The following is a 13,082-nucleotide window of genomic DNA, read 5'->3' as shown; positions in this document are numbered from 1 at the left end:
GAAAAGAGCCGTTTCAAGCAAACATCGGAATGCTGCAGGCTTGGGGTTTTACCCCTCGCCGGTGCGGATTTTGCGAACATCGCCTGCCGCACCATATGCCGCCCAGCCCCCATCGACAGGCAGCACGGTGCCGGTGATATATGATGCCCAATCCGACAGCAAGAACGCCGCGGCGCGGGCCATTTCTTCGGGCATGGCAAAGCGTTCCAGCGGGGTGCGCTGTTCGATCAACGTGGGGTCAAACACGTTTCTGTCCAGCAAATCCTGCACCATCGGCGTGCGGGTATAGCCCGGCGCGATACAGTTCACGCGGATTCCTGCCGCACCCCATTCACAGGCCAGCGTCTTGGTCAAATGCACCACACCCGCCTTTGAAACACCATAAGCCGAGCGCCCCGGAAATGCCCCGAGGCCCACGATCGAGGACACGTTCACAATGGCCCCCTGCCCCCTGCGCAGCATCTGCTTTCCGGCGGCGCGGCACATCAGATAGGTGCCACGCAGATTCACATCCAGCACATGCTGCCAGCGGTCAACCTCTTGTTCATGCACGGGAAGCAGATCATCACCAATACCCGCGGCGTTGAACAACAGATCAACCCCGCCCATGATCGCCCCCGCTTCCTCTACCATGCGGTTGCAGTCTGCTTCTGACACCACATCGCCAGCAGTGATACCACAAGCCCCCGTGCGCAGCCGCGCCGCCGCCAGTTTGTCAGCGGCAAGATCTGCAATCACCACCTGCGCGCCAAGCTTTGCCAAGACCTGCGCAGTCACCTCGCCGATACCACTTGCGCCGCCGGTCACCAATGCCTTGCGGCCGGTTAAAGTCAGGGTCATCTGTCCGGATCTCCTCCATCGTCCGCGCCGGGGCGAAAATGCACATCCGGCGTCCATTCCTGCCGCGCGCGCAGATGTGTTTCCCAATAGGCGGCGGCCACAAGGTCGGGGTCATAGGGCGTGCCTGTTGCCATGGTGCCGTGAATGGCGATGGTTGCCACCTGCACCCCCAGCGGTGCCAACTCCAACGCCAGCGAATGGCCAAGGCTGCGCAGGGCGGCCTTGCCCAGCGAAACGGCCCCCCATTCGATCCACGGACCAAAGGCCAACACGCCGCCCGTCAGCAAAATAGTACCATGCCCGCGCGCGATCATTTCCGGCGCAACGCTTTGCGCGGCCAGCAGCGCGCCGGTCACATTGGCCCGAAGACCAGCTTCGAAGCTGGCACTATCAATTGGCGCCCCGCGCGCGGCCCAACCGGGTGCGTCGGCATAGCGCGCCTCGGTTATGCCCGACGGGGTTACAAAGCGCGAAGGCTCTACAATCGCGGCATTATAGATCAGCACTTCGGGCGCACCATGGGCCGCGCGGGCCTGCGCCAAGGCGGCGACAAGGCTGGCCGGATCGGCGGCATCGCCCACGATGCCCAAGGTCGCCAATCCCTCGGCCTGCAGGCTGGCGCTGTACTTGGCCACCGCCGCAGCCCGCCTGGCAACAAAGGCAGTCTGCAAACCTTCGCGCGCGAAACGACGGATCAGGGCAAGACCAAGCCCCGGCCCCGCACCGATGATGACCGCGCTGGTCATTTGTCGCGCGCCCGATTGGCGCGGCGGGCCAGGAAATCCTCAAACGCGCCAATCACGCCTTTGCGCAAGAACAAGACGCACAGCACAAAGGCACCGCCCTGAACCACCACGACCCACGCGCCCAATGGTGCCAATTCTCGCTGCATGGTGACCACCAGAACCGCGCCGACAATCGGGCCAAGCAGCGTGCCAACCCCGCCGATCAACGTCATCAGCAGCACATCGGCCGAGGTCATGAAGTTCAGATCTGCCAAGGACGCGATTTGAAACACAATCGCCTTCATTCCGCCCGCAAGCCCGGCAAGCATTGCCGAAAGGGTAAAGGCAAGCAGCTTGTAGCGATCGGTCGAATAGCCAAGCGAGATCGAGCGCGGCTCATTCTCGCGTACCGATTTCAACACTTGCCCAAAGGGCGAACGTACCATCCGCGTGATGAAGGCAAAGGCAGCAAGAAACACGACCAGCACAACGAAATACATGTTCATCGTGTCGTTCAGGTCAATCAGCCCGAACAGCTTGCCGCGCGGCACCGATTGAATCCCGTCCTCGCCATGTGTCCAGGACGAGGTGACGGCGTAGAAATACACGATCTGCGCCAGCGCCAGCGTTATCATCGCAAAATAAAGCCCCTGCCTGCGGATTGCCAACCAGCCAAACAGGGCGCCGATTGCCGTTGCAACCGCGACCCCGGCCAGAATCGACAGCTCTGGCGGCAAGCCCCACACAGCGGCGGCATGGGCCGCAACATAGGCCGAACTACCAAAGAACGCCGCATGGCCAAAGGCAAGCAGGCCACCATAGCCAAAAACAAGGTTATAGGCACTGGCAAACAGCGCAAAACACAGAATCTTCATGGCGAAAACCGGGTAGATCACGAAGGGCATCACCACCCCGACTCCCGTCAGCACGATCAGCCAAAGCTGGCCATTTTCCAGGATACTTTCGCGCCGCACATTGGAAATATCGTTGCCGGAATGGCTGACCGTATCCTTGCCAAACAGCCCTGCCGGACGCACCACCAGCACAATTGCCATGATGACGAAAATCACGGTCGATGCCGCTTCGGGCCAGAACACTTTTGTCAGCCCCTCAATCACGCCCATCATGATACCCGAGACAATCGCCCCGAAAATAGAGCCCATGCCCCCGATCACGACCACCGCAAAAATGGTCACAATGATCGACTGCCCCATATATGGGCTGACCTGATAAATCGGCGCCGCCATAACCCCGGCCAGCCCCGCAAGGCCGACCCCAAACGCATAGGTGAACATCAGCATTCGCGGCACGTTGATGCCAAAGGCGCGCACCAGATCGGGGTTTTCGGTGGCCGCGCGCAAATAGGCACCAAGGCGCGTCCGCTCGACCACATACCATGTCGCAAGGCACACAACCAAGGCGGCCACGATCACCCATAGCCGGTATATCGGCATGAACATGAAGCCAAGGTTCACGCCGCCTTTCAACGCCTCTGGCACACCGTATTGCTGGCCGGCCGCGGAAAAATGCACGTTGAAGCCACCTTCAAGCACCATGCCCAGACCGACTGTCAACAGCAGCCCATAGGCATGTTCCAGGTCATAGACCCGGCGAATGAATACCCGTTCTGTCGCGGCCCCCACCAGCGCCACCATCGGGGGCACCAGCAAAAGCGCCCACCAATAATTCACGGCAGGCAGGCCCAGACCCGGAAATATCGTGGGCAGGTTTGCCAAAAACCACGCACCATATGCACCCAGCATATACATCGCACCATGCACGAAGTTGCCGATCCGCAGCATGCCAAAGATGATCGCCACACCCAGGCTCATCATCGCATAGAACAAGCCGTTGATAAGGCCGATCAGCAATTGACCGAACAGCAACGGCGCAGAAATTCCCAGCAATTCCATCATGGTTCAGGCTTTCAAGTAGGTCTGGATGCGATCCAGCTTTGTGGTCACATCGGCGGCGGTGAAACTGTCGATCACCTGACCATGTTCCACCACATAATGACGATCGGCGAGTTTGGCGGCGAAACGAAAATTCTGCTCTACCAAAAGCACGGTATAGCCCCGCTCTTTCAAGGCGCGGATCACCATGCCGATTTGCTTGATGATAACCGGGGCCAGCCCCTCGGTCGGTTCATCCAGCAGCAAAAATCTGGACCCGGTGCGCAGGATGCGGGCGATGGCAAGCATTTGCTGTTCGCCGCCTGAAAGTTTTGTACCGGGGCTGGTCCATCGCTCGCGCAGGTTGGGAAACAGGGTCAGGATCGCGTCAACATCCATTCCGCCGGGTGCGATGACCGGCGGCAAAAACAGATTTTCCTCGACGGTAAGCGAGGCAAAAATTCCCCGCTCCTCGGGGCAATACGCAAGTCCGCGCCGGGCAATGGTTTCGGCGGGCAGCCCAAGGATCTCTTGCCCATGAAACGTCACTGACCCGGTTTTGCGGCGTAAAAGCCCTATGATCGCGCGCAAAGTGGTGGTTTTTCCGGCACCGTTGCGGCCCAAAAGCGTAACAACCTCGCCTTCATTCACCACAAAGCCCATGCCGTGCAAGGCTTGGCTTTCGCCATACCAACCGCGCAGATCAGTGACTTGCAGTATTGGGGGTTTGTCAGTCATCCTCGCCTCCGATATAGGCTTCAATCACGCGCGGGTCGTTCGAGACTGCGGCATAATCACCCTCAGCCAGTATTTTTCCGCGGGCCAGAACGGTGATCCGATCTGCCAGCCTGGACACGACCGACAGGTTGTGCTCGACCATCAAAATGGTCCGGTTTGCCGCAAGCCGGCCGATAAGATCAGAAATCTTATCCACATCTTCATGGCCCAGACCGGCCATCGGTTCATCCAGCAGCAGCACTTCTGGGTCCAGCGCCAGCGTTGTTGCCAGTTCCAGCGCGCGTTTGCGGCCATAGGGCAAATCAGACGCAAGGCCGCTCTGATCTGCCTCCAGGCCCACGGTTGCCAAAAGTTCCTCTACCCGAGGGGCAAGACTGGCAAGGCTGGATTCCGATTTCCAGAAATGGAAAGACGTGCCGCTGGGGCGCTGCAACGCAATGCGCACATTTTCCGCCACCGTCATTCGCGGGTAAATCGCTGATATTTGAAACGACCGCACAATCCCGCGCCGCGCCACCTGTGCAGCACCAAGCGCTGTGATATCCTCACCATTATACAAAATCACGCCCTCGCTGGGGGGCAAAACCTTGGTGATCAGGTTGAATACCGTTGTTTTGCCCGCGCCATTCGGCCCGATCAGGGCGTGAACAGAATTACGGCGAACACGCAGATCAACGCCACTGACCGCCGCAAAGCCGTAAAAGCGTTTGGTCAGACCGTGGGTTTCTATAACATAATCGGTGGCAGCTTGGGCTGTCATATGCGGCTCTTTTCTTCAGATTCGGGTCTTCAGATTCGGGTCTTCAGGGTCGCGTCTTCAAATTCGGGTCTGGCAAGTCAGCAGCGCCGACAAGAATACCCCGCCCGGTAGAGGCGCGCTGGCGCAATTGTGCCAAGGCTTTATAGGGGCGCGAGTGATAGAAATCATGCGCGGCCTGAAAGCTGGGAAATTCCACAACCGACAGGGATGTGGGGGTCCAGCCCCCCTCCAGCGGCTCGATCTTTTCGCTGGCAAACACAAAGCGCCCACCGGCCGCCGCCATAAGCGGTGCTGCAATATGGCGGTATTCGTCCCAGGCGGCGGGATCGGTGATGTCTATTTCAAAAATCATATAGCCGCGCATGGGGTTTCTTTTTTTTTCTGTTGTCAGGGTTTGCGGGGGCAAATTGGCGCCCCCGGCTTTTCAATCCAAAACGTGCCGCCTTTACTTCTTGATAAGCGGGCAAGTGGATGCGGAAATGTCACGGAAGGCATCCGCAGCCGCCACTGTCGAAACCAGCTGAAAGTAATCGTCGCCTTCGGTAAGCTCTGCCGGGGCTTTCACCTCTAGCAGGTGCATGTCATGGGCCAGGCGGCCATTCGGATACAACGTGCCGTTTTTGACAAACATGTCGTTCAGGTCGATTTCCTGAAGGGCGCTGAACACTGCATCCGCGTCATCGGTGCCAGCCTTTTCAACCGCGCGCAGATAGGCCCCCACAGCAGAATAGTTGCCCGCCGCAATCCAGCCCGGCGCGTTCCCGGTCTTGGCCTTCATCGCCATGCCAAACGCGCGCGAGTCGTCGTCCTGGGTCCAGAACCATGGGGCGGCAAATTGAATGCCCTGCAAGGATTCCGCACCGATCGCGCGGGCGTCGGATTGATGCAAGAAGGTCACGGAAACCGCCTGGCCCTGCTCGATGATGCCAAATTCCTGAATTTGTTTCAACGCGTTGATCAGCTCCGACCCGTTCAGGTTGATCTGGATGGCTTTTGCACCCGACGCTTGCGCCTGAAGGATAAAGGACGAGAAATCAGTGCCGCCCAAAGGTGCGCGCACTTTGCCAACCACGGTGCCGCCGCCTTCGGTCACAGCGGTTTCCACCCATGCCTCTTGTACCTTGCCGGCTTCATAATCGGGCGAAATGATGAAAAAGCTGTCCAACCCCTTTGCAAGCTGCGCCTTTACGGCTGTGCCTACAGTCGAATAGGCATCATAGGCCCATGCTGCGACATGGCCGTTGCAATCTGCCTCTGTCGGGCGGTCGGTCAGCGGCGAGATAAACAGGCCCAGCTTGCCCTTTTCGCCGATCAGCGTATTCACACCCAATGCGATGGCAGAGTTTGCAACGTCCACGATCACATCGACATCGCCGGTTTCCAGCCACTCGCGCGCGATCGACAGGGCCACGTCGGGCTTGTTCTGGTGGTCGGCAGAAACCACCTCGACAGGTTTACCAAGCGCGGTGCCGCCATGGGCCTCAACCGCCAGCGCCACGGCTTCGATCACCTCAGTCCCGCCAAGCGCAGAAAAAGAGCTGGATTGATCGTTCAAGATTCCGATCTTTACAGCGCCGTTTCCGGTTTGCGCGGCACCCGTCAACGGGATCAAAGCCAGTAAACTGGTTGCCAACAAAAGTTTCTTCATGTCATTCCCTCCCTGAAATCCAACCAGGCAACGCCTGACAAACCGGTGCCGCCATTTGCGGACATCCCCGCTTGTGGCTACAGATTTGTACAACACGCCGCGGTCAACATCGTCCTATCAGACTAAAGTCGATGGCTGCACGGTCACACAGCCGGCTGATTTGCGGCGCGCGCATGCATTTCATCGCGCAATTCGCGTTTCAAAATCTTGCCCTGCGCGCTGGTTGGCAGGCTGTCGCGGATCTCAACCGAACGGGGAACCTTGTAATTTGCCATGTTTTCGCGCGCCCAGGCGATAATATCGGCCTCGGTTGTGTGCGCATCTGCCCGCAGGGTCACGAACGCCTTGCCAACCTCGCCCAGGCGCGCATCCTCAACCCCGATCACAGCGACTTGCCCTATGGCCGGGTGGCGCGACAGCATCCGCTCTACCTCGGCCGGATAGCAGTTGAAGCCGCCGGCGATGAACATTTCCTTCAGTCGGTCTTCAATATGCAGATTGCCTGCCTCGTCAATGCGGCCAATATCGCCGGTATGAAGCCAGCCGTTGGCATCAATCGTCGCCGCTGTCGCCTCGGGGTTATCAAGATAACCCTTCATCACGATATAACCGCGAATGACCACTTCGCCCGTTTGACCCTTTGGCAAGATCTGGCCTGCCGCATCCATCATCTCGATCTCGACGTCCGGCATCGGTTTACCGGCGGTATTGGCGATCACCTCGTTGCTGTCGTCATGGCTGCACATCGTGCCATAGCCGCCACATTCGGTCAGGCCATAGCCGTTGCAAACACCGGTAAAGCCCAGCTCACTGCGCATCCGTTCCACCAGAACGGCCGGAATCACCGCACCGCCGGTGATGCCAAGGCGTAGGCTGGAACGGTCAAATTCGGCCAGGCGCGGATGGGCAAGCATGCCCTGAAAAATTGTCGGCGGCCCCGGAATGACACTGATCTTATCACGGATCACGCGGGCCAGCACCTCATCCGCGTCATAGGTCAGATGCGGCAGGATCGTGGCCCCGACAATGATCGACCCAATTGCACCGCCACGATAGCCAAACGCGTGGAAAAACGGAGGAATGACCAAGGTGCGGTCGCCCCGTGTCAGGCCAACGCGGCGGGCCCAGGCACTTACCACCCGCAAGAACTGGCCGTGCGCATACATCACACCTTTGGATTGCCCGGTGGTTCCCGACGTGAACAAGATATCGCAGATGGTGGCCGGGGTGATGGCCGCTGACCGCGCGTCCAATGCCGCTTCGGTCACGCTGGCCGCCCGCGCAAGGAATGCATCCCATGCCAGATCATCGCCCTTTGCGGCCCCAATCACCACCACTTCGCGCATCAGCGCACGGGTGGCGGGGGTCAGCATGTCGGGGTAGTATTTCCCCAGAAAATCCCCGACCGACACCAACAGCGTGGCGGCGCCACGCTGAACCAAATCTTCAACCTCGGCACCTTTGAACCGGGTAGAGGCCGGGATCATCACGGCACCCGCGCTGGCAATGCCCAGGGCCGCCACCAGCCATTCGGCACTGTTGGGGGCCCAGATCATCACCCGCTGGCCCGCCTCGATCCCCGACGCCATCAGAGCGCGGGCAAAGCGGCGCTGCATCTGGTCCAATTCGATAAAGCTGATCCTATGGTCACCATCTTCAATCGCGGGCGCATCGCCATAGATTTCGGCAGCGCGGGCACACAGGGCGGGCAGTGTCGTGAAGGTCCAGTTTCCGGTTTCCAGCATTGCAAGGGGGCTTTCTTGTAAGGGTATGGCGGCACGGGTACTTATCAACGGCTTGGTATCTGCTTCATCGTCCAAAGGGACGAAGAATTGCAAGCCGACACACGCCAGATCTGGTCAGGACAATTCAGCCCCACCCAAGGAGACCGCCCGATGCAAACGCCCCTTCCAACCGCCACGATCCGCCTAGATGGGCAGGTCGCGATAGTCACCGGCGGCACGCGCGGTATTGGCGCGATCATTGCCCAAACGCTGCTGGCGGCGGGGTGCGACGTGGCTGTCTGCGGCCGCACCGCGCCCGAAACCCTGCCCGAGGCCGATGGCCGCCGCGCCCGCTTTTGGCAATGCGATGTGCGCAAGCATGAAGAAGTGACAGCGTTCGTCGATGCCGTAGGGCAGGCCTGTGGCCGCGTGGATATTCTGGTGAACAACGCCGGCGGCTCGCCGCCGGTCGATGCCGCCAGCGCCTCGCCACGGTTCCATGAGGCGATTTTGGCGCTGAACCTGACGGCCCCTGTGCATATGTCACAAGCGGCAGCAAATTGGATGCGGCGCAACGCCTCGGTTGGGTCGATTGTGAATATCGCGTCGGTATCGGGGGTGCGCCCTTCGCCGGGAACTGCCGTTTATGGCGCGGCAAAGGCGGGGCTGTTGGGGCTGACCCGCAGCCTTGCGGCGGAATGGGGCCCGGATATTCGGGTCAACGCGATCGTGGTCGGGCTGATTGATACCGAAGGCGATGAATTGCCTTACGGGTCTGACGCTGCGCGCGATGCGATTGCCGCGTCGCTTCCGGCCAAACGAATGGGGCATCCGCGCGATATTGCGATGGGGGTCTTGTACCTGGCCAGCCCGATGGCGGCCTATGTTTCCGGGGCCACACTGGAAATTCATGGCGGGGGCGAACGCCCGATCTTTCTGGATCTGGTCGAACGCCATGCGCCATAGCGAAAGGGGCCTATAGCCCCTTTCGCCGTTTCACGACATGCCCCAGACCGGCTTGGCGGGCGGGCGCGCCGCCAAAATGGCATCAATCGCCGTGCCAATCCCGGCACTTTCATAGCGGGCATGCACGTCATGCGCCGGGCCTTCGTGCCAGCCAAGCGCCACCGAAAGCCGCCCGCCCAGCAGTTCAAAAACCTCACCCGTCACATGCGCGGATGCGGCCGAGCATAGCCATGCCACCAAAGGCGCAGTGTTTTCGGGCGCATACAGGTCCAGATCGCCTTCTTTGCGCTGCATCGCCTCACCAAAGGCGCCTTCGGTCATGCGCGTGCGGGCTTGCGGCGCAATCGCATTGGCGGTGATGCCATAGCGGCCCAGCTCTGCCGCTTGTACCAGCGTCATCGCGGCAATTCCGCCCTTGGCCGCCGAATAGGCCGTTTGCCCGATAGACCCCTGAAGCCCCGCACCCGAGGTGGTGTTGAGGATGCGGCCATCTACCGCTTTCCCCGCCTTTTGACGTGCGCGCCAGTAATCGACCGCGTGGCGCGATGTGCAGAAATGGCCGCGAAGATGAACCTGCATAACCGCATCCCATTCCTCTGGCGTCGCAGAAACAAACATCCGGTCGCGCACAAAGCCCGCATTATTCACCACCGCATGCAGATCGCCGAAGCTGTCCAGGGCCGTCTGCACAATGCGCCCGCCCGCCTCCCAATCTGCCACATTGTCAAAACTGGCGACGGCTTGCCCGCCCATGGCGTGGATCTCGGCCACAACCTGATCGGCGGGCGCCTCTTGTGTCGTCTCGCCGTTGTTGGTCACGCCAAGATCATTGACAACAACCGCCGCCCCCTGACGCGCCAATTCAAGCGCATAGGCCCGGCCCAAACCGCGCCCCGCCCCGGTCACGATAACCACGCGGCCCTCACAAATTCCCATCACAATATCCTTTCATCTGTCCCCGGCAAGGCACGCAGGCCCCGTCCCTCACCCGTGTGTTCATTGCCGACCCAGCCGCACCGGGCGCGCCTGGCCTGCCTGCCGCTTGCGGTCGGGTTCACAGGCGGGCAGCGGCGCACATTCCACCAGCGTTTCCAGCGCCGCTTGCGCAAGCCGCTGATATTCGCCATCACCATCGTTTTTCCAGCCGATTTCGGCCGGGTCCAACGCGCGGATCACACGCGCCGGATTGCCCGCAAGCAAATGCCGCGCGGCAATCACCTTGCCGCCTTTCACAAGGCTCATCGCGCCAACAAGGCATTCATCGCCAACCTCAGCCCCATCCAGAACCACCGAATTCATCCCGATCAGCGCGTTTTCCCCGATACGGCACCCGTGGATCACCGCGCCATGCCCAATCGTGGCCCCGCGCCCCACCACACAATCTTGCTCGGCCGATCCATGCAGCACGCAGCAATCTTGGATACTGGCATCGCCCACAACCACAATGCGGCCGAAATCACCCCGCAACGAGGCAAAGGGCGCGATATAGCACCCAGGCCCAACGATCACATCGCCAATCAAGGACGCTTGCGGATGCACAAAACTGCTCGGGTCCACAACCGGCACAATACCGTTGAAAGCATAGCACGCCATCACAGACGCTCGATGATTGTGACATTGGCCTGCCCGCCGCCTTCGCACATGGTTTGCAAGGCATAACGGCCGCCGCGCCTTTCCAATTCATACAGCATGGTCGTCATCAGGCGCGCTCCGGTAGCGCCCAAGGGATGACCAAGCGCAATGGCGCCGCCGTTCACGTTGACCTTGTCGTGGGGTATATTCAGCTCTTTCATCCAGGCCATCGTTACCGATGCAAAGGCCTCGTTACATTCAAACAGATCAATATCGCTGACCTTCAGGCCCGTCCGCGCCAGCGCGTGCTGCGTGGCGCGGATCGGGGCGGTCAGCATCCAGACCGGATCATCGCCGCGTACCGTCAGGTGATGGATGCGCGCGCGGGGCTTTAGCCCGTGATCTTTCACGCCGCGCGCAGAAGCGATCACCAACGCCGCTGCGGCATCGGCATTCTGGCTGGCAATCCCGGCGTGAATGGTGCCGCCCTCCAGCAGCGGATTCAACGTGGCCATGCGCGCCAGCGTGGTATCGGCGCGGGGCGGCTCATCCACTGAAATCCCGTTCAGGGGCGCAATCTCGGCGGCAAAGCGGCCTTCGGCAATCGCTGCAAGCGCGCGTTGGTGGCTGGCAAGGGCAAATTCCTCCATCGCCACCCGCGACAGGCCCCATTTATCCGCGATCATCTGCGCCGATCGGAACTGGTTTACCTCTTGCCCGCCGTAGCGCGCATTCCACCCCGGCGAGGTGGAGAAAGGGTCTGGAAAACCGAATTGCTGCCCTACGATCATCGCGGCGGAAATCGGCACCATGTTCAGGTTGGCAACACCGCCCGCGATGACCAGATCTTGCGTGCCGCTCATCACACCCTGGGCCGCAAAATGAATGGCTTGCTGTGCCGATCCACATTGGCGGTCCACGGTAACGCCGGGCACATGGTCGGGCAGGCCCGCGACCAGCCAGCAGGTGCGCGCAATGTCGCCCGCCTGGCTGCCGATGGTGTCAACGCAGCCGTAAACCACGTCATCCACAGCGCCCGGATCAATGCCTGTCCGTTCGATCAGCACCCTGATGGGATGCGCGCCAAGATCAGCGGAATGAAGCGTGGCAAGCCCGCCTTTCTTGCGCCCGATGGGGGTACGGATAGCGTCGATGATATAGGCTTCGGCCATGTCAGCCCTCCTGAGGGAATAGGGTTTCGATTTCCAGTGGCGCGCCAAACACTCGCGCCGCCATACGGTCGCGGTGCCAGGCAGGCGTGCCCCAGGCATTGGTCAACGCCAGCGCGCGTTTAAGGTAGAAATGCACATCCACCTCCCAGCTATAGCCCATGGCGCCATGCACCTGCACCGCATTGCGCGCAGCCAGATCAGCCGCATCGCCACAGGCAAGCTTTGCGTGCGATATCCGCGCCGCCGTGGCCACCCCTGCGCCGGGGGCCAGCGCCGAGGCCGCATGCAAGACCGGGCGGGCAAATTCAATCTTTACCTGCGCCGTGGCAAGATGATGCTTGACCGCCTGATAGGTTCCGATGGGTTTGCCGAATTGCTTGCGCTCGGATGTATAGGCCACCGAAAGATCAACACAGCGCTGCGCCATGCCCAGCATTTGCGCGGCGCCAAAAAGGGCGGCGCGATCAACGGCCTGTTCGGCCAGTCTGGCAGCGGCTTTCCCCGTCGCCAAAATCGTGACGCGCCTTTCATCAGCCTGCATGGTAAACACGCGCCGCAACGGATCGACCGAGGGTCGCGCCACTAGCTGCACCGCATTGGCCGGGATCAGGTCTATCCGGTCAGGCCCCACGCGCAAAATGGCATCGGCGCGGTCGGCATCGACAATCACCGGGTTCAGGGGGTGCGACAGGGCCACAAATGCCTGCCCCGCCATCGCTTGCGCCAACAGGTCCGGCCTGTCCAGCGCTGCAAGCAAGGGCAGCGTCACCCCTGCCAACTCTACCAAGGGTTCGGGCAGGGCCACATAGCCGCAGCCTTCGGCCAGTTGCACAAAATCGACACAGCTCAGCCCAAGCCCGCCTTTATCCTCGGGCACCAAAGACCCGGCAAGGCCCAGCCCCATCAGCTTTTCCCAGCGATCTGCATCGAAATTCTGCCCCGTCGCCAGCAGGCTGCGCAGCCGCGCCGATGTACATTCCGCCGTCAGCAGTTTGCGCGTCATTTCGGCCATCATGGCCTGTTCATCGGTAAAGGTGAATTGCAT

General features: G+C 60.6%; 13 protein-coding genes and 1 pseudogene. 1 reads left to right on the top strand and 13 read right to left on the bottom strand.

Features of this window, described 5'->3' with window-relative positions; translation table 11 throughout:
- Window positions 1-48 precede the first annotated feature (48 nt).
- The 9 genes and pseudogenes from VDP61_RS09720 to VDP61_RS09680 all read right to left on the bottom strand — a co-directional run bounded on the left by VDP61_RS09720 (window position 49) and on the right by VDP61_RS09680 (window position 8,348).
- The gene (locus tag VDP61_RS09720) at window positions 49-840 is read right to left on the bottom strand and encodes an SDR family oxidoreductase (protein WP_323006718.1); all 792 of its coding nucleotides are present in this window, start codon (window positions 838-840) and stop codon (window positions 49-51) included.
- Complete coding sequence (locus tag VDP61_RS09715) at window positions 837-1,586, bottom strand: SDR family NAD(P)-dependent oxidoreductase (protein WP_323006717.1); 750 nt, start codon at window positions 1,584-1,586, stop codon at window positions 837-839. The genes VDP61_RS09720 and VDP61_RS09715 overlap by 4 nt, the downstream gene beginning before the upstream one ends.
- On the bottom strand, window positions 1,583-2,440 hold the full coding sequence (locus tag VDP61_RS09710; protein ID WP_416236525.1) for a branched-chain amino acid ABC transporter permease: 858 nt from the start codon (window positions 2,438-2,440) through the stop codon (window positions 1,583-1,585). The genes VDP61_RS09715 and VDP61_RS09710 overlap by 4 nt, the downstream gene beginning before the upstream one ends.
- Window positions 2,441-2,572: 132 nt before the next feature.
- Window positions 2,573-3,481 (bottom strand): annotated as a pseudogene (locus VDP61_RS09705) (branched-chain amino acid ABC transporter permease); the annotation flags it as partial.
- 3 nt (window positions 3,482-3,484) lie between these two features.
- Window positions 3,485-4,195 (bottom strand): ABC transporter ATP-binding protein, encoded by a 711-nt coding sequence (locus VDP61_RS09700; protein WP_323006716.1) that lies wholly within the window; start codon window positions 4,193-4,195, stop codon window positions 3,485-3,487.
- A complete protein-coding gene (locus VDP61_RS09695; RefSeq protein ID WP_323006715.1) occupies window positions 4,188-4,955 on the bottom strand; it encodes an ABC transporter ATP-binding protein in 768 nt (255 codons plus the stop codon). Before VDP61_RS09695 ends, VDP61_RS09700 begins: the two co-directional genes overlap by 8 nt.
- Window positions 4,956-4,998: 43 nt before the next feature.
- Entirely contained in the window at window positions 4,999-5,319 is a 321-nt protein-coding gene (locus VDP61_RS09690) for a DUF1330 domain-containing protein (RefSeq protein ID WP_323006714.1), read from the bottom strand.
- An 81-nt stretch (window positions 5,320-5,400) separates the two neighbouring features.
- The gene (locus VDP61_RS09685; RefSeq protein ID WP_323006713.1) at window positions 5,401-6,603 is read right to left on the bottom strand and encodes an ABC transporter substrate-binding protein; all 1,203 of its coding nucleotides are present in this window, start codon (window positions 6,601-6,603) and stop codon (window positions 5,401-5,403) included.
- 143 nt (window positions 6,604-6,746) lie between these two features.
- Window positions 6,747-8,348 carry a FadD3 family acyl-CoA ligase gene (locus VDP61_RS09680; RefSeq protein ID WP_323006712.1) on the bottom strand — a complete coding sequence of 534 codons (1,602 nt, stop codon included), beginning with the start codon at window positions 8,346-8,348 and terminating at the stop codon, window positions 6,747-6,749.
- A gap of 150 nt (window positions 8,349-8,498) precedes the next feature.
- On the opposite strand from VDP61_RS09680, the gene VDP61_RS09675 reads away from it, so the two are divergent.
- Window positions 8,499-9,293 carry an SDR family oxidoreductase gene (locus VDP61_RS09675; RefSeq protein WP_323006711.1) on the top strand — a complete coding sequence of 265 codons (795 nt, stop codon included), beginning with the start codon at window positions 8,499-8,501 and terminating at the stop codon, window positions 9,291-9,293.
- A gap of 30 nt (window positions 9,294-9,323) precedes the next feature.
- On the opposite strand, the gene VDP61_RS09670 is transcribed toward VDP61_RS09675, so the two are convergent.
- The 4 genes from VDP61_RS09670 to VDP61_RS09655 are packed head-to-tail and all read right to left on the bottom strand — an operon-like array spanning window position 9,324 to window position 13,082.
- Complete coding sequence (locus VDP61_RS09670) at window positions 9,324-10,229, bottom strand: SDR family oxidoreductase (protein ID WP_323006710.1); 906 nt, start codon at window positions 10,227-10,229, stop codon at window positions 9,324-9,326.
- A gap of 60 nt (window positions 10,230-10,289) precedes the next feature.
- Window positions 10,290-10,886 (bottom strand): gamma carbonic anhydrase family protein, encoded by a 597-nt coding sequence (locus tag VDP61_RS09665; protein ID WP_323006709.1) that lies wholly within the window; start codon window positions 10,884-10,886, stop codon window positions 10,290-10,292.
- Window positions 10,886-12,037 carry an acetyl-CoA C-acetyltransferase gene (locus tag VDP61_RS09660; RefSeq protein ID WP_323006708.1) on the bottom strand — a complete coding sequence of 384 codons (1,152 nt, stop codon included), beginning with the start codon at window positions 12,035-12,037 and terminating at the stop codon, window positions 10,886-10,888. Before VDP61_RS09660 ends, VDP61_RS09665 begins: the two co-directional genes overlap by 1 nt.
- A 1-nt stretch (window position 12,038) precedes the next feature.
- Entirely contained in the window at window positions 12,039-13,082 is a 1,044-nt protein-coding gene (locus tag VDP61_RS09655) for an acyl-CoA dehydrogenase family protein (protein ID WP_323006707.1), read from the bottom strand.

It is taken from the genome of Pseudorhodobacter sp. (genome assembly GCF_034675685.1).
GTDB lineage: Bacteria > Pseudomonadota > Alphaproteobacteria > Rhodobacterales > Rhodobacteraceae > Pseudorhodobacter.
This window is presented reverse-complemented; position numbering and strand designations above follow the sequence as displayed.

Coding starts and splice junctions, on each gene's coding strand:
- VDP61_RS09680 (WP_323006712.1), bottom strand. CDS start 8,348: ATGCTGGAAACCGGAAACTGGACCTTCACGACACTGCCCGCCCTGTGT.
- VDP61_RS09670 (WP_323006710.1), bottom strand. CDS start 10,229: ATGGGAATTTGTGAGGGCCGCGTGGTTATCGTGACCGGGGCGGGGCGC.
- VDP61_RS09700 (WP_323006716.1), bottom strand. CDS start 4,195: ATGACTGACAAACCCCCAATACTGCAAGTCACTGATCTGCGCGGTTGG.
- VDP61_RS09665 (WP_323006709.1), bottom strand. CDS start 10,886: ATGGCGTGCTATGCTTTCAACGGTATTGTGCCGGTTGTGGACCCGAGC.
- VDP61_RS09655 (WP_323006707.1), bottom strand. CDS start 13,082: ATGCAATTCACCTTTACCGATGAACAGGCCATGATGGCCGAAATGACG.
- VDP61_RS09695 (WP_323006715.1), bottom strand. CDS start 4,955: ATGACAGCCCAAGCTGCCACCGATTATGTTATAGAAACCCACGGTCTG.
- VDP61_RS09715 (WP_323006717.1), bottom strand. CDS start 1,586: ATGACCAGCGCGGTCATCATCGGTGCGGGGCCGGGGCTTGGTCTTGCC.
- VDP61_RS09690 (WP_323006714.1), bottom strand. CDS start 5,319: ATGCGCGGCTATATGATTTTTGAAATAGACATCACCGATCCCGCCGCC.
- VDP61_RS09685 (WP_323006713.1), bottom strand. CDS start 6,603: ATGAAGAAACTTTTGTTGGCAACCAGTTTACTGGCTTTGATCCCGTTG.
- VDP61_RS09710 (WP_416236525.1), bottom strand. CDS start 2,440: ATGAAGATTCTGTGTTTTGCGCTGTTTGCCAGTGCCTATAACCTTGTT.
- VDP61_RS09660 (WP_323006708.1), bottom strand. CDS start 12,037: ATGGCCGAAGCCTATATCATCGACGCTATCCGTACCCCCATCGGGCGC.
- VDP61_RS09720 (WP_323006718.1), bottom strand. CDS start 840: ATGACCCTGACTTTAACCGGCCGCAAGGCATTGGTGACCGGCGGCGCA.
- VDP61_RS09675 (WP_323006711.1), top strand. CDS start 8,499: ATGCAAACGCCCCTTCCAACCGCCACGATCCGCCTAGATGGGCAGGTC.